The sequence below is a fragment of the Stenotrophomonas sp. 78350_Sma genome (genome assembly GCF_056482105.1).
Genome location: NZ_CM151182.1, coordinates 3,201,210 through 3,219,986, shown reverse-complemented (window position 1 = coordinate 3,219,986; position 18,777 = coordinate 3,201,210). Strand labels below are relative to the sequence as shown.

The window sequence follows — 18,777 nt, the reverse complement described above, 5'->3', positions numbered from 1 at the left end:
GTGTATGCTGCGCGCCACTCGTACTACCGCGGCTGCTGAACCCGGTACTCACGAGAACACATCATGGAATCTGCAAGAAACCGTGCCTGGCGTCGCAGCCAGGCTCGCAACCGCGGTGGCGACCGCGCTACGACCGCCTACAGCTACAAGCCCGAGAAGAACTGGAAGCTGCTGTACACGCGCGATGCCAAGCTCGCGCGTGCACGCCAGCTGGGCTTCACCTATCCGGTCCTCGGCGCCCGCCAACTGCAGGAACAGGAATGATCAACCTGCTGTTCGTCTGCAGCCGCAACCAGCTGCGCAGCCCGACCGCCGAAGCCATGTGGCGACGGCGGCCCGGCTTCGCAGCGCTGTCGGCCGGCACCAGCCCGCATGCACGACGCCCCATCGGCCCGGCGGATATCCGCTGGGCCGATGTCATCTTCGTGATGGAGGCCAAGCACCAGCATCGCCTGCAGGCCACGTACGCGCGCCTGCTGGAGCACAAGCGTCTGCATTGCCTGGACATCCCCGACGACTATCGCTGCATGGATCCGGTGTTGATGGACCTGCTGGACGCCAAGGTGGCCGTGTATCTCGAGCAGCTGCCGGCAAAGCGGTAGATCAGCTCCGGATCGCCTTCGTCCAGTCCATGCACGATGCCGTGGTCGATGAAACCGGGCGTGGCGAGCAGGCGTTGCATGCTGGTGGTGGATGCATGGGGCGAAGTGAAGCGCTTGCCGTGATCCTGCAGCGCGATGGCGTGCGCATGACCAATCGCTGCAGCCAGCGCGCGGCCGGCAGTCAATACACCCGGAACTCGGCCCTGCAGCCATCGCTGACCCAGATACCGCGGCGGTCCCAGCCCCAGTTGTGGTCTTCGATGCAGGTCGTCACCGATTTCTGCTTGACCATGCGCACCTCATGACGCACGCGGATGCGGCATTCCTTGTCCTTCTTTTCGTAGGACTCACAGACCAGGCGTTCACCCTCATCGTCGCGATCACGGCCCCTGCCGCGTCCCGGCCAGCGGCCATGTTCGTCGGCGACAAACTCGGCACGGCAGCCATCGGTCACCCAGAGCATGCGACGGCTCTGGCCCCAGTTCTGGTTTTCCACGCAGCGGGTGACCGATAGTTGCCTGGCCAGGCGCATCGGGCCCTCGATCGGGCATTGCTCGGTCTTGTTGAACTGCGACTCGCAGCGAAGTGCGGGAATGTGCGCTGCGTCGTAATCCTGGGCGGCCACGGTGGTGGCTGCAAGCAGCATGGCCAGGGAGATGCCGCCAATGGGCAGCAGCAGGCGATGGGTCATGGGGGCCTCGTTGAGGGAGCGGGGCGGCAAGAATGACCCAGCCCGGGTCCATTGGAACGCTTCGTTCCCGACGTGGCTCAGTGGGGATTTAGTAGTGCGCGCGGGTCCATGCAGAGGCTTACATCCCGTATCATCGCTGCACATCCGATCGCATCGGGTTACACCTTCTTACATGTCTTCCACGCCTGTCGGCGCGGCCTGTGGCGGCCGTCACTGGCGCGCGGCCGGCCTGTGGAGGACGATGCGCGGACCACGACGACCACAGGGGGTTGCGTTGATCAGCAGTATCGTCATTCATCGCTCGGTAGGCGCAGGCGCCGCTGAGGTGCAGGTCCTGGACACCACGTTCAAGGGCAAGCATGTGTTCGTTGCCTGGGGGCTGCGCGGGCCGGAACTGACCCGCAGCGCGGACCCGGCTGCCACTGTGGCTGCGCGCAAGGCGTTGCAGGCCGTGGCAGGCCACAGCGAGGGGCCGCGCAGCCCGGAAGTGTTCATTGCCAACCAGTCGGCGGTGGCGATCACCGTCTATCGCCTGCTCACCGAAGCGCGCTCGGGAGATGGCGTCTTTTTCCTGTGTGATTCACAGGCCGTGGTCGACTGGTTGATCACCGCGCTGGAAGTCCGCGACGCAGGCTGATTCCGCGTCGCGCATTGCGCCGTCTCAGCCGAGTGCTGCATCCACCGCAGCCAGCGCATGCAGGGTGGTGGTGTCGAACAGCGGTACTGCGCTGTCTTCCGGCCGTACCAGCAGCATGATCTCGGTACAGCCCAGGATGATCGCTTCAACGCCGCGCTCGACCAGGCGCGCGATCACGCCGGCGTAGAGCTGCCGCGAGCGCTCGCTGACCACGCCGGCAATCAGCTCCTGATAGATGATGTCGTGCACGTTGCGGCGGTCATCGGCATCAGGCACCAGTACCTCCAGGCCGAAGCGTTCCTGCAGGCGGCCTCGATAGAAGTCCTGCTCCATGGTGAAGGCAGTGCCGAGCAGGCCCACTTTGCGCGCACCTGCCTGCAGGATCGCGGTCGCGGTCGGATCAGCGATGTGCAGCAGCGGCAGCGTGCAGGCCGCCTCGATGCGATCGGTCAGCTTGTGCATGGTGTTGGTGCAGATCAGCAGCAGGTTGGCGCCACCCGCCTGCAGGCGGCGCGCGCCATCGACCATGTGATCGCCCAGGGTGTCCCAGTCGCCGTCGTGCTGCAGCTGCTTGATACCGGCGAAATCCACCGACCACAGCAGCAGCTGTGCCGAATGCGCGCCACCGAGGCGATGCCGCACCGCCTCGTTGATGAGCCGGTAGTACTGCGCCGAGCTTTCCCAGCTCATGCCGCCGATCAGGCCAAGAGTCTTCATGCGCTGCTCCAGGGAAGAGGCTGTCATTGCAGCACAGATGGGCACGGGCGTGCGGTGCGTGCCATCTGTAACCTCCACATCCGTGCCGTGCTGTATGTGCCGCGCGGCGCGCCCACGGCCTATGCTGGTGCGGTCTTCCGAGGTGGGTGTCGAATGGCCCTGCATACCTGGTGGTGGTTCCTGGCCACGGTCTTTGTCCTGTGCGGCACGCCGGGGCCGAACATGCTGCACATCCTGGGCCGCAGCGTCGGGCTGGGTTTCCGTGGCAGCGTTCCGGCGATGGCAGGATGCCTGCTGGCGATGCTGCTGGTGCTGGCCGCGTCCGCTGCCGGCCTGAGCGCGCTGCTGCATTCCTCGCCGATGCTGTTCGAAGTGCTGCGCTATCTGGGCGTGGCCTACCTGGCCTGGCTGGGCCTGAAGGCATGGCGCGACAGCTGCCGACCTGCGCCACCGGTGACAGTGGATGCCGCAGTGCCGATGACACCGGCGCTTGGTGCCTGGACGGTGTTTCGTGGTGGGCTTCTGGTTGGCCTGAGCAACCCCAAGCTGCTGTTGTTCGCTGCTGCGTTCCTCCCCCAGTTTGTCGATCCGTCGCGCAGCCAGGCCGTGCAGTACAGCGTGCTGGTGGCCACCTTCGCCGCCTGCGAACTGTTCTGGTACGTGATGTACGCGGCGGGTGGGCACGGCCTGCGCCGCTGGCTGGCCAGGCCGTTCGCGCGGCGCTGGTTCGAGCGCCTGGTCGGAAGCGTGTTCCTGGCATTCGCGGTCGCGCTGCTGCGCTTCCGGCCGCGTTGATTCACGCCGCGCACGCGGCCTGTTCACGATTGCCGCATCGGCCAGGGCCTAGCCTGATCATCCAGTACGCAGTCCCCGCAGGGAAAGGTTTGACATGATCAAGTGGGCCATCATCTTCGCCGTCATCGGTGTGATCGCAGGCGTGCTCGGCTTCGGCGGCATTGCCGGTGCCGCGGTCGGCATCGCCAAGTTCCTGTTCTGGGCCGGCATCATCATCGCCGTGGTGCTGTTCCTGCTCGGCATGACCGTAGCGAAGAAGGTCAGCTAGTGTTGATCGCGCAGCAGCGTGCTCAGTGTGCGCTGCTGCGCGAGAACAGGTTGATCACCAGTACGCCGGCGCAGATCAACCCGATGCCGATCAGGGCCGGCGCATCCAGGCGCTGCTTGAACACCACCAGCCCGATCAGCGAGATCAGCACGATGCCGACGCCGGACCAGATTGCGTAGGCGATGCCGGTCGGGATCGACTTCATGGTCATCGACAGCAGGTAGAAGCACAGCCCGTAGCCGACCAGTGCGCCCAGTGTCGGCGCCAGTCGGCTCATGCCGTCGGACGCTTTCAGCAGTGATGTGGCAATCACTTCCAGCACGATGGCAGCGGCAAGGTAGAGGTAGGGATTCATCGAGCGCTCCAGCTCACTGCGGGTCGCACAGTTTCAGGGCCTGTTCGGCCATGGCCAATGCGTTGGCACGTTCTTCCTCGTCCAGCGGACGTCCATAGGCCGTGGCCCAGTAGCCGTCGGCAGCGCAGCGCGCCGCATACAGTCGGGGATCGTTGGCTTCGTCGGCGAATTCGGCCAGCATCGCGCGCTTCCATGTACGCCAATGCGCGAGCAGGGCCGGCTCCATCAGGTTGCCCAGGGTCAGGCCGATGTCGTTGTCCTGTTCCTGCTGCAGCAGATGCTCGAAATTGGCCTGCACATAGGCGCGGCTGAAACGGCCATGGCCTTCGGGGTTTTCCTGCAGCAGGGCACGAACCCGCGTTTCGAACTCGCCGATGAGTGCGCCGATGGCTTCATCCACCAGTGCCTGCTTGCTGCTGAAATGATGGAACAACGCACCCTTGCTGACACCGGCGGCCTGCGCGACGTCCTGCACGGTCAGCGCGGCCAGGCCGTTACGGCCGATCACTTCAATGGTGGCCTGCAGCAGTGACTGGCGCACGCTGTCGGGCGCCTTGCGGCGCGAACGGGAGGGGGATGCGGACATGGCGGAAAGAAACCGACTGGACGGTACGATTGTAACGCAGGCCCCGCCGCGTTACCGCGTGCTGCCGGCCAAGGCCGGCAGCGGAACCGTCATGCGTCGATGCGGGCGAAACGCGGTTGCGGTCCGTGCTCGCCGGGCACCTGCTCGACGAACATGGCGTACGGGCGTACCCACAGGCCACCTTCGCCATACAGCGCGCGGTACAGCACCATCGGCTGCAGGGTCTCACTGCTGCGGACGATGTCGAGCACTTCGTACTCGCCGCCCTTGAAGTGGCGGTAGCGGCCTGGGGCCAGGGTGGGTAGCGGACTCAGCTCAGCCATGGTGGGCGCGACTCACTTGCGCGCCGGGCTGGCCGGCTTTGCGCAGTAGGCATTGATGGCCTCGGCGGTATTGGCCAGGCCCTGTGCCTGCGCCAGTTCCCACGGGCGCTCGCAACGCTGGCTGTGCTCGCACCACTGGTAACCGGCCGAACCGATGCAGCCATGGGCATCGCGATCGCCACCGACGACCGGTGTGGCGGCTGCAGCATCGGCGCGCGCAGCTGCCTGATCCTGGCTTGCGCAGGCGGCCAGGGCCAGCAGGGCTGGAATCAGAAGAAGCGCTTTCATCGGGTGGGCTCCGTGCCTAAAGCAACAGTGTCTGCCGCAGCCTTGCCGACAGCAAGCGCTCAGTGCACGGCGGCTCGGATCAGTTCCTCGATCAGCACGAGGTAGCTGGCCACGAAGTAGAACTTCAGCAGCGTCCAACGCTGCTGCGAGAAGAAGGTGCGCATGTGGAAGGGGCCCCTGTTGATGACGGTAGTGTGAAGCCCTGCCAACTCCGTGACAAGGGTCACGAAAGGGATTCACTAAACGGCCTCAGGGATGTGAGGGCGGGGCGGTCTGACAGTGTGGCGCGGCATTTTCGTACAAATCTGATGGGCCATCCCGGAGGCACTCGCTAGCCTGATGGTGTACCGGCGCTCAGGGTCTTCCGCTGCTGGCGTGCCTTCATTCCGCAGGAGTCTTCCAATGGTCATTACCGTTCAATGCAACGCCCGGCACTGGTCCGTGCTGGATCCGCAGGCGCATGACGCCACCCGTTATGCACGAGGCACCGAGGCCTTCGATGTCGCCGCGGCGCGGGCCCTGGAGCACCACCGCCGTACCGGCCAGCGCAGCACGGTACGGGTCGAGGCGTTCGGCAGTTCCGTGGACGCGCTCCACGTCGGAGGTTGACGCCATCGGCCGGGGCCGCAGTCAGCCACGGTTGAGTTGTTTGAATGGGGAAAAAACCGCCATGGGGCGCCCCCCTGTGCGCCGCGCCACGAATCCCGGATGCTTGCGCCATCGTATTCATCTGGAGATATCGATGGGCAAGGCACTCACCTGGCGCACCCTGGCCTGCACGCTGCTGCCGATGCTGGCCGCCGCAGGCGGCGCGCAGGCGCAGAGCTATGGCTACGGTTACGACGATGATCGCTATGGCGGTCGTGATGGCGGCGGCATCGTACGCTGCGAATCGATCAAGAACCGCAGCAATGAATGCCGCCTGGAAGGCCGTGCCCGGATGATCCGCCAGTTGTCGGGTTCGCCGTGTGTCGAGGGTGAGACCTGGGGGCAATCCCGCTACGGCGTCTGGGTGACCCAGGGCTGCCGGGCCGAGTTCGTTGGCGAGTACCGCCGTGGCGGTGGCTGGGGTGGTGGCCATGGCAACGGCTGGGGCAATGGCGGCAGTGGCTGGGGTGGGGGTGAGGTGATCACCTGCCATTCCAACGGCCACCGCCAGGAGTACTGTGAAGCCCGCATCCGTCGTGGTGTACGCCTGGTCCGCCAGGATTCGCGCAGTGCCTGCATCGAAGGCCAGACCTGGGGCTGGGACCGCCGTGGCATCTGGGTCAGCGACGGCTGCCGGGCGCAGTTCCAGGTGAATTGAGCGCGCCACTCGAAAATCAGAATAATCTGATACAGCTCACATTTTGAACGTCGTATCTTCTGCGATCAGGGCACCCCTGCGTGCCCCTGATCCGTCGTGATGAAGTCTGCCGTAACCGGCACGCCTTCCCGCTACCGTCGATACGCTGCCTCAAGGAGTGAGCCGCATGTTGATCCGCCTGCAATGCGAACAGCGCCAATGGCGCGTGCTGCATCCGGACCGGCCGGAGCCGATCGATTTCCGCGACGGTGCCCGGGCCTTCGACTTCGCTGAAACCCTGGCGCGCCTCCACTTCGTCGACACCGGGCAGCGCGCTGCCGTGCGCGTGGAAGCCAGCGGTGCCTTCGTGGAAGCGGTCAGCTACGGCTGAGGGCTGGGGCTCCCGGCCAGATCCTGTTTCCGGAGCCCGCTATCCACTCATGGCGTGGCTCTACTTTGTGTCTGTCTCCACGCATGGCGTGGATCGACCCTTGTTCCGCAGTAGATCCACGCCATGCGTGGATCCACTGGGACGTGGCCGGCTCAGCCTGCCGCGCTGAGCGGCGGGGTGCCGGCGGCCAGCTGTGGCCAGCGCTTGAGTACCGCCGCGCGGATGCCCGCGGCATCGATACCGGCTTCGGCCAGCAGGTCCTCGCGGCTGGCATGGTGCTGGTAGCTGTCGGGCAGGCCCAGGTGCAGGATCGGGCGCAGCACGCCCTCGGCATTGAGCAGCTCACCGACACCGGAGCCGGCGCCACCTGCCACCACGTTGTCTTCGATCGTGACCAGGCCCTCGTGCTGAGCGGCGACAGCCAGCACCAGCTCGCGGTCCAGCGGTTTGATGAAGCGCATGTTGACCACGCTCAGGCCCAGTTCGCGACCGACCTGTTCGGCGGCGGCCACGGTGCTGCCAAAGGCCAGCAGGGCGACGCGGCTGCCCTGCTGGCGCAGCTCGCCCTTGCCGATCGGCAGGGTGGCCAGATCGGTGCCGGCTGCAACGCCGGTGCCGGTGCCACGCGGATAGCGCACAGCGGCCGGGCCCGGATGCTGCAGGCCGGTGCTGAGCATCTGGCGGCACTCGGCTTCGTTGGATGGCGCCATCACCACCAGGTTTGGCACGCAACGCAGGAAGCTCAGGTCGAGGTTGCCGGCATGGGTTGCACCGTCCGGTCCGACCACGCCGGCGCGGTCGATCGCGAACAGCACGTCCAGGTCCTGGATCGCCACGTCATGCACCAGCTGGTCGTACGCGCGCTGCAGGAAGGTCGAATAGATCGCCACCACCGGCTTGCCGCCCTGGGTCGCCATGCCGGCGGCCAGCGTGACCGCATGCTGTTCGGCAATCGCCACGTCGAAGTAGCGCTGCGGGTATTCCTTGCTGAAACGCACCAGGCCGGAGCCTTCGCGCATCGCCGGGGTGATGCCGTACAGGCGAGGCTCGGCGGCGGCGGCATCGCACAGCCAGTCGCTGAACACATCGGTGTAGGTCGGCTTCTTGGCGCCGGCCTTGGCCACCAGGCCCTTGTCCGGATCGAACGGGCCGACGGCGTGGTAACCGATCTGGTCGCCCTCGGCCGGCTCGTAGCCCTTGCCCTTGGTGGTCATCACGTGCAGCAGCTTCGGGCCCTTGGAGGCACGCAGCGTCTTCAGCGTGGACAGCAGGGCCGGCATGTCGTGGCCGTCGATCGGGCCGGTGTAATGGAAGCCCATTTCCTCGAACATCGTGGACGGCACGAACATGCCCTTCCAGTGCTCTTCCCAGCGCTTCACGAAGCGTGCCGGGTTGTTCTTCTTGTCGCCGAGGATCTTCTTGCCGCCTTCGCGCAGCGCGTTGAGCGTGCGGCTGCCGGTGGCACGTCCGAGCATCTTGGTCAGGCCGCCGACCGCCTCGGAGATCGACATGTTGTTGTCGTTGAGGATCACCAGCAGGTTCGGTTCCGGGTCCATGCCGCCGGCGTGCATCAGCGCTTCGAAGGCCATGCCGGCGGTCATCGCGCCGTCACCGATCACCGCCACGATCTTGCGATCGTCGCCTTCGGACTGGCGCGCGATGGCCATGCCGAGTGCGGCCGAGATCGAGGTGGAGGAGTGGCCGACGCCAAAGGTGTCGTACTCGCTTTCCTCGCGCTTCGGGAATGGCGCGACGCCGTCCTTCTGCTTGACGGTATGGATCTCGTCGCGACGGCCGGTGAGGATCTTGTGCGGGTAGGTCTGGTGGCCCACGTCCCAGACCAGCTGGTCGTGCGGGGTCTGGTACAGGTAGTGCAGTGCCACGGTGAGTTCGATCACGCCCAGGCCGGCGGCGAAGTGGCCACCGCTCTTGCCGACCGATTCGATGAGGTAGGCGCGCAGCTCGTCGGCGACCGCCCTCATTTCGGATTCGTCGAACGTGCGCAGGTCATCCGGTGTCTGGATGCGCGCGAGGCGGGGATAGCGGGCAGAGTCGATCATCATGTTCGCACTTGTTCTGAACGCCCATTTTCGCCCTCAAACGGGGGTGGGGCAAGCAAACGCCGCCGCCCGTGACAGGACGGTGAGGGTTGCATTTTCGGCGATTCAGGTGCTCAGTTTTGACCGCTTCGGTAATTGCGCCTTCAGGAAGGCCATCTGGTCGGCCAGGATGTTGCGGTTGGACAGGATCAGATGCTCGATCCAGCTGGGCCGGTAGGGCACCGCCAGCAGTGGCATTCCGGCCTGCTGCGGGGTGCGGTCGCTCTTGCGCGAGTTGCAGTGGAAGCAGGCGGTGACCACGTTTTCCCAGCAGTCCAGGCCACCCTTGGACAGTGGCATGACGTGGTCGCGGGTGAGCGTGGGGCGGTTGAACTGCTGGCCGCAGTACATGCACAGGTGGGCGTCACGGGCGAACAGGGCCGGGTTGGTCAGGTTCGGCGTCGGATCGATCGCGCGGGAGCGGGCGTGGCCGCGCGCGGCGATGATCGGGTGCAGGTCCATCCCGCTCTGCAGGCCGCTGAAGCGGTTGGTACCGCCGTGGATGTGCAGGCAGGGATCGCCGAGTGTCCAGGCGACGGCTTCGCGGGCGTAGAGGCACGCCGCATCCTGCCAGGTGATCCAATCCAGTACGCGTCCGTGGGCATCAAGTGAGAGCAGCCGGACGGAACCGGGTCGATGCAGCGTCGTGGCGTTGGGCGATGCTTCGGCGCCCGGAGCAGAAAACGGAGCTCCGGCTTCGATCAGACCCAAGCGTGTAGTGTCTGTCTCCATCGGGAGAACAGCTTATACCTGAATGTTGACGATTTGTGTATCGCCTGTCGGCGATACACAAATCGTCAACATTCAGGTCCGCGCATTCGGCATCCCAGCCCGCCGTCGGCGGGCTGGGATGCCCACGCATTCTTCCTATTCCCCGCACCTGTCGGTGCGCCCCCTTTAGCAACCCAGCCCGCCGTCGGCGGGCTGGGTTGCCCACGCATTCTTCCTATTCCCCGCACCTGTCGGTGCGCCCCCTTTAGCAACCCAGCCCGCCGTCGGCGGGCTGGGTTGCCCACGCATTCTTCCTATTCCCCGCACCTGTCGGTGCGCCCCCTTTAACAAAAGGGGGCTTTTCTCCAGAGAGATACTGGGGGCTGCCAGGTCGGGGTCGGATCCTTTTCCGCAGGAAGGGGCTCTGACCCCTCATCCACGCTTGGCGTGGATCCAACGTGTCGACCAAGGTCGACACCTACCAACAGCAGCAGAAATCTGTCAGAGGCGGGGTGGGTCCGGTTGCGGGGGCGTGAGCGCCATGGATGGCGCGACCGAGGCTACAGGGACGTACTTGCGCCGTCCCCCGCAATTGGATCCGCCTCGCCATGCCATCCCGCAGGAAGCCGGCTTTTGCGGTTGCCGGCCAGCGGCCGGCGCAACCGCGGGTGCCGGGCGGCCGCCCGGCTCAGGCGCCGAAGCGCTCGTCGTCCATGGCCATCAGTGGGGCGGCACCGGCCTGGATCGCGGCGGCGTGGCTGAGGGTGCGCGGCAGCACGCGGGCGAAGTAGAACCGTGCGGTCTCGCGCTTGCCCTGGGCGAAGGCGGCGCCGTGCGCGCTGGCATCGGCGGCGGCCACGCTGCGGGCCCACCAGTAGGCCAACACCACGTAACCCGAATAGAACAGGTAGTCGTAGCTGGCCGCACCCAGTTCGTCCGGGTTGGCGGCCGCGCGCTGCAGCACGTCCAGGGTCAGCTTGCCCCATTCGGCAGCCTTGGCGCGCAGTGGGCCGATGAACTCGGCCAGCGCTTCGTTGCCTTCATGTTCCTTGGCGAAGGCTTCGATCTCGGCCAGCATCAGCTTCAGGCCGGCGCCCTGGCTGGAGGCGGTCTTGCGGCCGATCAGGTCCAGCGCCTGGATGCCGGTGGTGCCTTCATACAGCGTGGTGATGCGCGCATCGCGGGCCAGCTGTTCCATGCCGTGCTCGCGGATATAGCCGTGGCCACCGAAGCACTGCAGGGCGTTGTAGGTGTTCTCGATGCCCCATTCGGTCTGGCAGGCCTTCGAGATGGGCGTGAGGAAACTCACCAGGGTGTCGGCGCGCTCGCGCTCGGCGGCGTCCTCGGCGTGGTGGGCGACATCGATCAGGGTGGCGGCGTGCAGGGCCAGCAGGCGGCTGCCCTCGACCAGTGACTTCACCGTCAGCAGCATGCGGCGCACATCCGGGTGGACCAGGATCGGGTCGGCCGGCTTGTCCGGGAACTTGGCGCCGCTGAGGGCGCGCGACTGCAGGCGCTCACGGCTGTACTTCAGCGCGTTCTGGTAGGCACGCTCGGACAGGCCGATGCCCTGCAGGCCGACGCCCAGGCGCGCGGTGTTCATCATGGTGAACATCGCTTGCAGGCCCTTGTGCGGCTGGCCGACCAGGTAACCCTGTGCACCGTCGAAGTTCATCACGCAGGTGACCGACCCCTTGATGCCCATCTTGTGCTCGATCGAACCGCAGCGCAGTGCGTTGCGCTCGCCGACGTTGCCTTCGCGGTCGACCTTGAACTTCGGGGTGACGAACAGCGAGATGCCCTTGGCGCCCGGAGGGGCGTCGGGCAGCTTGGCCAGCACCAGGTGCACGATGTTGCCGGTCAGGTCATGCTCGCCGGCAGTGATGAAGATCTTGGTGCCGGTGATCGAATAGCTGCCATCGGCGTTCGGCTCGGCCTTGGTCTTCAGCAGGCCCAGGTCGGTGCCGCAGTGCGGCTCGGTCAGGCACATGGTGCCGGTCCAGCGGCCCTCGATCAGCGGCTTGAGGAAGGCTTCGTGCTGCCAGGCCTCGCCGTGCTGCTTCAGTGCTTCGATGGCGCCGTGCGAGAGCAGCGGGAAGTTGCCCCACGCCAGGTTGGCGGCGTTGATCATTTCGTTGAGCGGCACGCCCAGGGTGTGCGGCAGGCCCTGGCCACCCAGTTCCGGCGAAGCGGTCAGGCCGGTCCAGCCGCCATCGACGAACTGGTCGTAGGCCTGCTTGAAGCCGGGCGGGGTGGTCACTTCACCGGTGGCCTGGTCGAGCACGCAGCCGATCTCATCGCCAACGCTGTTGAGCGGGGCCAGCACGGTGGCGCTGAAACGGCCAGCTTCTTCCAGCACGGCATCGACCACGTCGGCGGTGGCGTCGGTGAAGCCCAGGCGGGCGAACAGGGGTTCGACCTTGAGCACGTCGTGCAGGGCGAAACGGAGGTCGGAAAGCGGGGCGGTGTAGCTGCTCATCGGTACGTCTCGATTTGATCAGGGCAGGGGAGAGCGGCGCCAGGCGCCGCGACGGAAGGTGGAAATCAGCGCAGCACGCCCGGCAGGCCCGGAGCCTGGTTGAGGGTGCTGCGGCTGCTGATATCGAAGCTGCGCTGCTTCTTTTCCTGCGGCGTGGCTGCGACCGTTCCCTTCAGGCCATAGGCCAGGGTGCGGTTGCTGGCCAGTGCATCGGCCACCACCAGGCGTGCGGCCGAACTGGGTACCAGGTCGACGTTGATGACGTCGGCCGAGGTGCCTCCGATGGAAATGCCCGGCTTGGCCTGCAGGGTGCCGGCGTCGCTGTCGCCAACGGTCAGCGCCAGCGAGACATCGTCGAAGGTCATCGGCATGGAGCTGAAGTTCTGCAGGCGCAGGGCCACGGTCCAGTTGCCGTCGGCGCGCACGGTCAGCTGCTGCAGGCTGGCCGCCGGTTCCGAAACACGCTTGACGATGCCGTTGCCACAGGCGGCAAGGGCGAGGGTGCTCAGGACGATCAAGGCGATACGGAAACGGTGGAGCATGGGCGCAGGTCCTCTGGAGGCGGTGCGTTGGAATAAGCATACTACGGCGTATGGTCGTTTGGATCGCCTGTGGCGACCCGTCGCAGAGGGTAGCGCGTGAAGGTGGCGGCCGGGCATGCGCAGCGCTGGATCTTCGGGCGCACGGTGCGCGTGCGGATTGAACTGCAGTTCAATCGGCGGGCGTATCGCGAAGCGGGGCCATCAGGCGCAGCGGGCCCAGGTCGTAGCCCATGGCTTCTGCTTTTTCTTTCAACTGTTCGAACCGGGTGCGATCCATTTCCGGCAGGCGCGAGAGAATCCACAGGTATTTCCGGTCCGGTTCACCAACCAGCGCCCACTGGTAGTCCGGGTCCAGCGCCAGCACCCAGTAGTCGGCCCAGACCAGTGGCACCCAGCTGAGCCAGTCCGGCACGAAGCGCACCTGCAACTGGCCGGGATGGCCGGCCACCGGGCGTGCCACGCCTTCAGCAACCACGCGTTCGCCATCGCCGTTGCGGCAGGCGTTGGTGACACTGATGCGGCCATCGCGGCGCAGCCCGTAGTTGGCGGTGATCTCGCCGACGCACTGCCTCTGGAATGACACCGGCAGGTGCGCGATCTCGTGCCACTGGCCTGCGTAGCGATCGATGTCCAGCGTATCGACCGCGCGTACCGGCTCGGCGGCGATCACCGGGGCGGTGGCCAGCAGCAGCCAGGTGAGCAGGGTGGGGCGCAGTTGCATCGGCAGGCTCCGGCAGGAATCTGCAGCGTAGGTGCCGCGCCGGGTGCCGGTGTAAATGTTTCGTCAACCAGAAGGCGGTGGCCTGGCATGGATCGACGCCATGCCTGGATAGCGGATGGCGCCAGCGCCAGGTAGATCCACGCCATGCGTGGATGGCAGGCCGCAGACAAAAAAAAGACCTGCATTTCTGCAGGTCTCTGAAACTGGTGGCCGAAGACGGAATCGAACCGCCGACACGGGGATTTTCAATCCCCTGCTCTACCAACTGAGCTACTCGGCCAAATTGTGTGGCGACCGCATTGAACGCGGTATCCGGAAAAAAAAGACCCGCATTTCTGCAGGCCTTCGAAAGTGGTGGCCGAAGACGGAATCGAACCGCCGACACGGGGATTTTCAATCCCCTGCTCTACCAACTGAGCTACTCGGCCACATGTTTCGTAGCAGCGAGGTCGCTGCCAAGGAGGCGTATATTACGGAGGTCGGCAGTCTTCGGCAAGCGTTTTGCCAAGAATTCTTCACATTGCCGTCTGCGCACCTGCAAGTTCTTGATCCGCCGTCGCTGTGCAGGGTGGGAAGGGCCAGGAATCGATCCGGGCGCCCGGCGCGATCCTGATCATCCCCTGTGGCGGAAATCAGCGGGCCGCGGTGATCGGCAATGGCGCAACGGCAAGGCTTGTGCCGGTGCCGTGCCGGGGCGGGCGATGGAACGCTGTTTTCGTGGCCGTTGCCGGCGATCGTTGCGGCGTAGTGTCGGCATTCCTTTCCTGATGCTGGCAACAGCAGAGCCGGTCACCATGTCCGATTCCCTCGTTACCTCCCGTATCGTGCTGGCCTCGCGTCCACAGGGCGCACCAAGCGCGGCCAACTTCCGACTGGAGCAGGCTGCACTGCCGGAGCTTGCAATCGGCGACGTGCTGCTGCGCAACCGCTATCTGTCGTTGGACCCGTACATGCGTGGTCGCATGGACGAGGGCCCCTCGTATGCCGCGCCGGTGGCCATCGATGCGGTGATGGAAGGCCAGACCGTGGCCGAGGTGCTGCAGTCGAAGGCTGATGGCGTGTCGGTGGGCGACCTGGTACTGGCGCCAGGCGGATGGCAGACCCATGCGGTACTGCCGGGCAAGGCGCTGGGGCGTCGCCTCGATCCGGCCGGGCTGCCTCTGAGCACGGCACTGGGCGTGTATGGCATGCCCGGATTCACTGCGTATTCCAGCCTGCATGAGATCGCCCGCCTGAAGCCGGGCGAGACACTGGTGGTGGCCGCCGCGACCGGACCGGTGGGCGCGACCGTGGCCCAGCTGGCCAAGCTGCAGGGCGCGCGCGTGGTCGCCATCGCTGGTGGCGAAGCCAAGCGCGCCTATCTGCAGACGCTGGGGGTGGACGTGGCGCTGGATCATCGCGCCGCTGATTTTGCGGACCAGCTGCGCGCGGCAGTGCCTGCGGGCATCGACGTGTACTTCGAGAATGTCGGTGGCCATGTGCTGGATGCAGTGCTGCCGCTGCTCAACGACTTCGCCCGCATTCCGGTGTGCGGCACCATCGCCACCTACAACGCGCGCGGCGTCGAGCAGCCCGGCCCGGACCGCCTGCCCGCGCTGTTCAGCCAGATCCTGCGCCAGCGCCTGACCGTGCGCGGTTTCATCGTGCACGACTTCAACCATCTATGGCCGGACTTCGAACGCGAGATGCCGCAGTGGTTGCGCGAAGGTCGCATCCAGTACCGCGAGGATGTGGTGGAAGGGCTGGAGAATGCGCCGGAGGCGTTCTTTGGGCTGTTGCAGGGGCGCAACTTCGGCAAGTTGGTGGTGAAGCTGGATTGAGGGCTTGGCGGTGTGCCGACCAAGGTCGGCACCTACCGGAAGCTGAGCGTGCCGATCAAGGTCGGCACCCACTTCAGGCAGTCGAGGCCTTTTCCCGGCGCAGCAGTTCGCGCTTGCGCGCTACGCCCCACGCATAGCCGGACAGGTCGCCGTCGCGGCGTACGACCCGGTGGCAGGGCACTGCCACCGCCAGCGGGTTGCTGGCGCATGCGCGGGCAACCGCACGGCTCGAGCGCGGGGCGCCGATGCGCGCGGCGACATCCGCATACGACGCGGTCTGCCCGCGCGGAATCTGCTGCAGTGCCTGCCACACCCGTTGCTGGAACGCGGTGCCGCGGATATCCAGCGGCAGCGTGGCGCCTCGCGAAGGATCCTCGACCAGGCCTACCACCTGTGCCACCAGTTGCTCATAGCCCTGGTCGGCACCGACCAGTTCGGCCTGGCGGAAGCGTTGCTGCAATGACTGCAGCAGCGTCTCCGGATCGTCGCCGAGCAGGATCGCGACCACCCCGGTGGCACTGCTGGCCACCAGCACGCTGCCCAGTGAACTTTCGGCAAGCGCGAAGTGGATGACTTCGCCGCGACCACCTGCACGCCATTGCTTGGGAGTCATGCCCAGCAACTTCGGTGCGTTCTCGTAGAAACGTCCACTGGAACCGAAGCCGGCATCGTGGAAGGCGTCGGTGATGCGTTCCTGTTGTTCCAGCCCGGTGCGCAGGCGGTCGGCGCGCAGCGCGGCAGCGTACTGCTTCGGGGTCAACCCGGTTGCCTGCTTGAACAGGCGATGCAGGCGGGTCGGGCTGCAGCCGGCGATGTCGGCCAGTTCCTGCAGCGAGGGTTCGTCGAGGCTGGCCTGAAGGTGGCGGCAGACCCGTTCGACGCGGGCATCGATCGTGGGGGAGGCGGTGCTGTCCATGGGCGGATTCTGGCACGTGCCGCAGCCACGAAAACTCCGTTTCCTGCACTTGCCAGCAAGGCCCGGAAACGGAGTGTTGGCAGGCCGGAGGCAGGGCATCGTTGCGGCCACTTCACAACCGGTACCACGACCATGCGCCTGAACAACAAGATCGCACTCATCACTGGAGCCAGCGCCGGCATCGGCCGTGCCAGCGCGCTGCGCTTCGCTGCCGAAGGGGCAAAGCTGGTGCTCAACGCACGGCGGCCGGAGCCACTGCAGGCGCTGGCCGAGCAGATTCGTGCCGCCGGCGGCGAGGTGGTGGTGCATGCCGCCGACGTGGCCGACCCGGGCACGGCGCAGGCGCTGGTCGATCTGGCCCAGCAGTCATTTGGCGGCCTGGACATCGCCCTCAACAATGCCGGCATGCTCGGCCCGGGCGTGCCAGCGGCGGAGTTCCCGGTGGACGCCTGGCGCGAGGTGATGGCGACCAACCTGGATGCCGCCTTCCATGCTGCGCGCGCGCAGTTGCCGGCATTGCTGGCGCGCGGCGGCGGCTCGCTGGTGTTCGTCGGCACCTTCGTCGGCCACACGGTGGGCTTCCCGGGCATGGCGGCCTATGCGTCGAGCAAGGCCGGGCTGATCGGCCTGAGCCAGGTGATCGCCGCCGAATACGGCGCGCGCGGCGTACGCAGCAACGTGCTGTTGCCCGGTGGCACCGATACCGAGATGGGCCGGCAGGCCGCACCCACCGGCGATGCCCGCGACTTCGTGCGCTCGCTGCATGCATTGAAGCGCATGGCCGAGCCGGAGGAGATCGCCAACGCGGCGCTGTTCCTGGCCAGCGATGAAAGCAGTTTCGTTACCGGTACCGCGATGCGCGTGGAGGGTGGGGTGTCGATCACACGAACCTGAACGGGGTCACGAGCGTGGTGCGTAGCGGATACCGCTGCTGGCCATGAAGCCTTTCGGATCGAAACGGGCCCAGGCTTCGCCCCAGTCGAACCGGGCGTGGCCGCCGGCCAGTTTGCGACCCAGCGCCGCACCCAGGGTGCGGCGCATGAAGCCGACTTCGGCATCGATCGCGGCCTGGGTCGGCCAGCCGTCTTCCAACGTTGCACCGGGTAGATCGACGCCCATCGTCACCATGTCGAGCTGTTGCCCGTGGAAGCACAGGCTGATGCCAGCGGGCGCACCGCCCAGGCTTAGCCGGTGCAGGCTGAGCCAGTGATAGCCGGTGCCGACGTCGCGCTCGCCATGCATCAGCGTGGCGAAGGCGACACGCGCCTCATCCCGTGTCAGGGTGGGGCCGATCAGTATCGGCAGGTTGCCGAGCTGGATGCTGCCCTTGGTCGCATCGAGGAGCATCGGCAACGCGTGGGCTGCGTGCTGGGCAGAAGAGGGCATGGCATACCGGTGGGCGTGGTGCCTCGGATTCTGACTGCGCGGGGGCCGCGGCGGCAAGCCAGTGCCTGCACATGACGTTGGCGCAGGACTGACCTGCGGCTTACCCGACAACCTCTAGCGTGGTGGGCAACGTGGGCCCGCCGCCGGCGTGGGAGATTTCGATGAACGAGCGAGGCAAGGATCAGGACCCGAAGCAGGGTATCCAGGAAAGCCGCCAGGACAGGAAGCAGGACGATGTGGCCAAGCAGCGGCCGGGGCAGCACGATCAACAGGTGCGTGATACGCATTCGCGCAGCCCCCGGCGCAAGGATGGCGGCCAGGAGCCCGGCTGAGCCGCGGGCGCTAAAAGAAAAACCCGCAGATCACGGAGATCTACGGGTTCTTCTGAATAGTGGTGGAGCCAAGGAGGATCGAACTCCTGACCTCGTCATTGCGAACGACGCGCTCTCCCAGCTGAGCTATGGCCCCACGGACAAATAAGTCCTTACTAATCAATGGATTGGCTGGTCTTGCTTGATGTCGGGCATTCCTGTAAGTGATTGGGAAGCCGTACGGCTTAGATCCCCAAGTCCTATCTGGTAGGAGCTGCCCCTAAGTGTCCACTGTGCGCAAGCTTGCCTTGCTTCCGTCAGTGATACTTCCCGTCAACACCTAATACGGAGCCAGGAGGGTGGTACTCGCCGTCAACTCCTATGAAGTATCCGGGAGGGTGGTACTTGCCATTGATCCCCTGAACGCTTCCCTTCGGATGGTACTTGCCATCCATGCCCAAGAAGTGATCTTTCGGATGATACTCCCCGTCAAGACCAAGCACCCAGTCTTGCGGGTGGTACTTCCCATTGAGACCTAGAACCTCGTTCTTCTTGTGGTACTTGCCATCAAGCCCAGGAACGGAGCCCTTTTCGTGGTACTTGCCGTCGAAGCCTAGGGCGGCTCCGGGCTTGTGGTACTTCCCATTGATGCCAAGGACGTAACCCTTAGGATGATATTTACCATCAGCGCCGAGGAATGATCCCGGGGCGTGATACTTGCCGTCCATACCTAAGAACCAGCCGACTGGGTGGTACTTGCCATCTACGCCCAAGAACTTGCTTTGCTTTGCCATCTGCTCCTCCATTGCGGATCACGCGGCAGCACTTAGCTGTGCAATTTGCGTAGCACTCAA

Annotated in this window: 25 protein-coding genes, 3 tRNA genes and 1 pseudogene; 11 read left to right on the top strand and 18 right to left on the bottom strand. The window is 65.7% G+C overall.

Going from position 1 to position 18,777, the window contains the following annotated elements; translation table 11 throughout:
• Positions 1-63: 63 nt before the first annotated feature.
• Together ACZK4H_RS15005 and ACZK4H_RS15000 are read left to right on the top strand one after the other, a co-directional pair.
• Positions 64-264 (top strand): hypothetical protein, encoded by a 201-nt coding sequence (locus ACZK4H_RS15005; RefSeq protein WP_099551920.1) that lies wholly within the window; start codon positions 64-66, stop codon positions 262-264.
• Positions 261-602, top strand: coding sequence for a low molecular weight protein tyrosine phosphatase family protein (locus ACZK4H_RS15000; protein WP_099551919.1), 342 nt, complete (start codon positions 261-263; stop codon positions 600-602). The genes ACZK4H_RS15005 and ACZK4H_RS15000 overlap by 4 nt, the downstream gene beginning before the upstream one ends.
• Here the strand turns inward: ACZK4H_RS15000 and ACZK4H_RS14995 are convergent.
• Positions 590-745: pseudogene (locus ACZK4H_RS14995) on the bottom strand (GNAT family N-acetyltransferase); the annotation flags it as partial. The gene ACZK4H_RS15000 and the pseudogene ACZK4H_RS14995 sit on opposite strands and share 13 nt — an antisense overlap.
• Positions 746-783: 38 nt before the next feature.
• Positions 784-1,293, bottom strand: coding sequence for a DUF3011 domain-containing protein (locus ACZK4H_RS14990; protein WP_099551918.1), 510 nt, complete (start codon positions 1,291-1,293; stop codon positions 784-786).
• A 241-nt stretch (positions 1,294-1,534) separates the two neighbouring features.
• Between ACZK4H_RS14990 and ACZK4H_RS14985 the strand changes: the two genes are divergently transcribed.
• Complete coding sequence (locus ACZK4H_RS14985; protein ID WP_099551917.1) at positions 1,535-1,930, top strand: hypothetical protein; 396 nt, start codon at positions 1,535-1,537, stop codon at positions 1,928-1,930.
• 24 nt (positions 1,931-1,954) lie between these two features.
• Here ACZK4H_RS14985 and ACZK4H_RS14980 read toward each other — a convergent pair whose 3' ends face one another.
• Positions 1,955-2,647: an aspartate/glutamate racemase family protein gene (locus ACZK4H_RS14980; RefSeq protein WP_099551916.1), complete on the bottom strand. Its 693-nt coding sequence runs from the start codon at positions 2,645-2,647 to the stop codon at positions 1,955-1,957.
• A 153-nt stretch (positions 2,648-2,800) separates the two neighbouring features.
• Here ACZK4H_RS14980 and ACZK4H_RS14975 point away from each other — a divergent pair, with 153 nt between their 5' ends.
• Together ACZK4H_RS14975 and ACZK4H_RS14970 are read left to right on the top strand one after the other, a co-directional pair.
• Positions 2,801-3,442: a LysE family translocator gene (locus tag ACZK4H_RS14975; RefSeq protein ID WP_099551915.1), complete on the top strand. Its 642-nt coding sequence runs from the start codon at positions 2,801-2,803 to the stop codon at positions 3,440-3,442.
• A gap of 94 nt (positions 3,443-3,536) precedes the next feature.
• Positions 3,537-3,710, top strand: coding sequence for a DUF1328 domain-containing protein (locus ACZK4H_RS14970; RefSeq protein WP_005410424.1), 174 nt, complete (start codon positions 3,537-3,539; stop codon positions 3,708-3,710).
• 22 nt (positions 3,711-3,732) lie between these two features.
• Here ACZK4H_RS14970 and ACZK4H_RS14965 read toward each other — a convergent pair whose 3' ends face one another.
• The 4 genes from ACZK4H_RS14965 to ACZK4H_RS14950 form a co-directional block, all read right to left on the bottom strand.
• Positions 3,733-4,065 (bottom strand): SMR family transporter, encoded by a 333-nt coding sequence (locus tag ACZK4H_RS14965; RefSeq protein WP_005410423.1) that lies wholly within the window; start codon positions 4,063-4,065, stop codon positions 3,733-3,735.
• A 13-nt stretch (positions 4,066-4,078) separates the two neighbouring features.
• Positions 4,079-4,651: a TetR/AcrR family transcriptional regulator gene (locus ACZK4H_RS14960; protein WP_099551914.1), complete on the bottom strand. Its 573-nt coding sequence runs from the start codon at positions 4,649-4,651 to the stop codon at positions 4,079-4,081.
• 89 nt (positions 4,652-4,740) lie between these two features.
• A complete protein-coding gene (locus ACZK4H_RS14955) occupies positions 4,741-4,974 on the bottom strand; it encodes a DUF1653 domain-containing protein (RefSeq protein WP_019660549.1) in 234 nt (77 codons plus the stop codon).
• Between the two features lie 12 nt (positions 4,975-4,986).
• The gene (locus ACZK4H_RS14950) at positions 4,987-5,262 is read right to left on the bottom strand and encodes a hypothetical protein (protein WP_099551913.1); all 276 of its coding nucleotides are present in this window, start codon (positions 5,260-5,262) and stop codon (positions 4,987-4,989) included.
• 402 nt (positions 5,263-5,664) lie between these two features.
• Between ACZK4H_RS14950 and ACZK4H_RS14945 the strand changes: the two genes are divergently transcribed.
• The 3 genes from ACZK4H_RS14945 (at position 5,665) to ACZK4H_RS14935 (ending at position 6,938) form a co-directional block, all read left to right on the top strand.
• Positions 5,665-5,871, top strand: coding sequence for a hypothetical protein (locus tag ACZK4H_RS14945; protein ID WP_099551912.1), 207 nt, complete (start codon positions 5,665-5,667; stop codon positions 5,869-5,871).
• A gap of 133 nt (positions 5,872-6,004) precedes the next feature.
• Positions 6,005-6,568: a DUF3011 domain-containing protein gene (locus ACZK4H_RS14940; RefSeq protein WP_099551911.1), complete on the top strand. Its 564-nt coding sequence runs from the start codon at positions 6,005-6,007 to the stop codon at positions 6,566-6,568.
• A gap of 166 nt (positions 6,569-6,734) precedes the next feature.
• Positions 6,735-6,938, top strand: coding sequence for a hypothetical protein (locus ACZK4H_RS14935; protein WP_005410416.1), 204 nt, complete (start codon positions 6,735-6,737; stop codon positions 6,936-6,938).
• 152 nt (positions 6,939-7,090) lie between these two features.
• Here ACZK4H_RS14935 and dxs read toward each other — a convergent pair whose 3' ends face one another.
• From dxs to ACZK4H_RS14900, 7 genes are all read right to left on the bottom strand, one after another.
• On the bottom strand, positions 7,091-8,998 hold the full coding sequence (dxs, locus tag ACZK4H_RS14930) for a 1-deoxy-D-xylulose-5-phosphate synthase (protein WP_099551941.1): 1,908 nt from the start codon (positions 8,996-8,998) through the stop codon (positions 7,091-7,093).
• 105 nt (positions 8,999-9,103) lie between these two features.
• Positions 9,104-9,769: an HNH endonuclease gene (locus ACZK4H_RS14925; protein WP_019336875.1), complete on the bottom strand. Its 666-nt coding sequence runs from the start codon at positions 9,767-9,769 to the stop codon at positions 9,104-9,106.
• 667 nt (positions 9,770-10,436) lie between these two features.
• Complete coding sequence (locus tag ACZK4H_RS14920) at positions 10,437-12,227, bottom strand: acyl-CoA dehydrogenase C-terminal domain-containing protein (RefSeq protein ID WP_099551910.1); 1,791 nt, start codon at positions 12,225-12,227, stop codon at positions 10,437-10,439.
• Positions 12,228-12,292: 65 nt separating this feature from the next.
• Entirely contained in the window at positions 12,293-12,769 is a 477-nt protein-coding gene (locus tag ACZK4H_RS14915; RefSeq protein ID WP_099604028.1) for an LEA/WHy family protein, read from the bottom strand.
• A gap of 169 nt (positions 12,770-12,938) precedes the next feature.
• Entirely contained in the window at positions 12,939-13,490 is a 552-nt protein-coding gene (locus ACZK4H_RS14910; protein WP_099551908.1) for a lipocalin family protein, read from the bottom strand.
• A 204-nt stretch (positions 13,491-13,694) separates the two neighbouring features.
• Positions 13,695-13,770 (bottom strand) — tRNA-Phe (locus tag ACZK4H_RS14905).
• Positions 13,771-13,842: 72 nt separating this feature from the next.
• A tRNA-Phe gene (locus ACZK4H_RS14900) sits at positions 13,843-13,918 on the bottom strand.
• A gap of 366 nt (positions 13,919-14,284) precedes the next feature.
• Between ACZK4H_RS14900 and ACZK4H_RS14895 the strand changes: the two genes are divergently transcribed.
• Positions 14,285-15,310 carry an NADP-dependent oxidoreductase gene (locus tag ACZK4H_RS14895; protein WP_158230204.1) on the top strand — a complete coding sequence of 342 codons (1,026 nt, stop codon included), beginning with the start codon at positions 14,285-14,287 and terminating at the stop codon, positions 15,308-15,310.
• Positions 15,311-15,383: 73 nt separating this feature from the next.
• On the opposite strand, the gene ACZK4H_RS14890 is transcribed toward ACZK4H_RS14895, so the two are convergent.
• The gene (locus tag ACZK4H_RS14890) at positions 15,384-16,226 is read right to left on the bottom strand and encodes a bifunctional transcriptional activator/DNA repair enzyme AdaA (protein WP_099551906.1); all 843 of its coding nucleotides are present in this window, start codon (positions 16,224-16,226) and stop codon (positions 15,384-15,386) included.
• 132 nt (positions 16,227-16,358) lie between these two features.
• Between ACZK4H_RS14890 and ACZK4H_RS14885 the strand changes: the two genes are divergently transcribed.
• Positions 16,359-17,120 carry an SDR family oxidoreductase gene (locus ACZK4H_RS14885; protein ID WP_099551905.1) on the top strand — a complete coding sequence of 254 codons (762 nt, stop codon included), beginning with the start codon at positions 16,359-16,361 and terminating at the stop codon, positions 17,118-17,120.
• A gap of 6 nt (positions 17,121-17,126) precedes the next feature.
• Here the strand turns inward: ACZK4H_RS14885 and ACZK4H_RS14880 are convergent, their stop codons facing one another.
• Positions 17,127-17,612, bottom strand: coding sequence for a hypothetical protein (locus ACZK4H_RS14880; protein WP_099551904.1), 486 nt, complete (start codon positions 17,610-17,612; stop codon positions 17,127-17,129).
• A 161-nt stretch (positions 17,613-17,773) separates the two neighbouring features.
• Between ACZK4H_RS14880 and ACZK4H_RS14875 the strand changes: the two genes are divergently transcribed.
• Positions 17,774-17,944, top strand: coding sequence for a hypothetical protein (locus ACZK4H_RS14875; protein ID WP_197577769.1), 171 nt, complete (start codon positions 17,774-17,776; stop codon positions 17,942-17,944).
• 60 nt (positions 17,945-18,004) lie between these two features.
• Here the strand turns inward: ACZK4H_RS14875 and ACZK4H_RS14870 are convergent.
• Positions 18,005-18,080, bottom strand: a tRNA-Ala gene (locus tag ACZK4H_RS14870).
• A 160-nt stretch (positions 18,081-18,240) separates the two neighbouring features.
• Entirely contained in the window at positions 18,241-18,717 is a 477-nt protein-coding gene (locus ACZK4H_RS14865; protein WP_128988785.1) for a hypothetical protein, read from the bottom strand.
• Positions 18,718-18,777 lie beyond the last annotated feature (60 nt).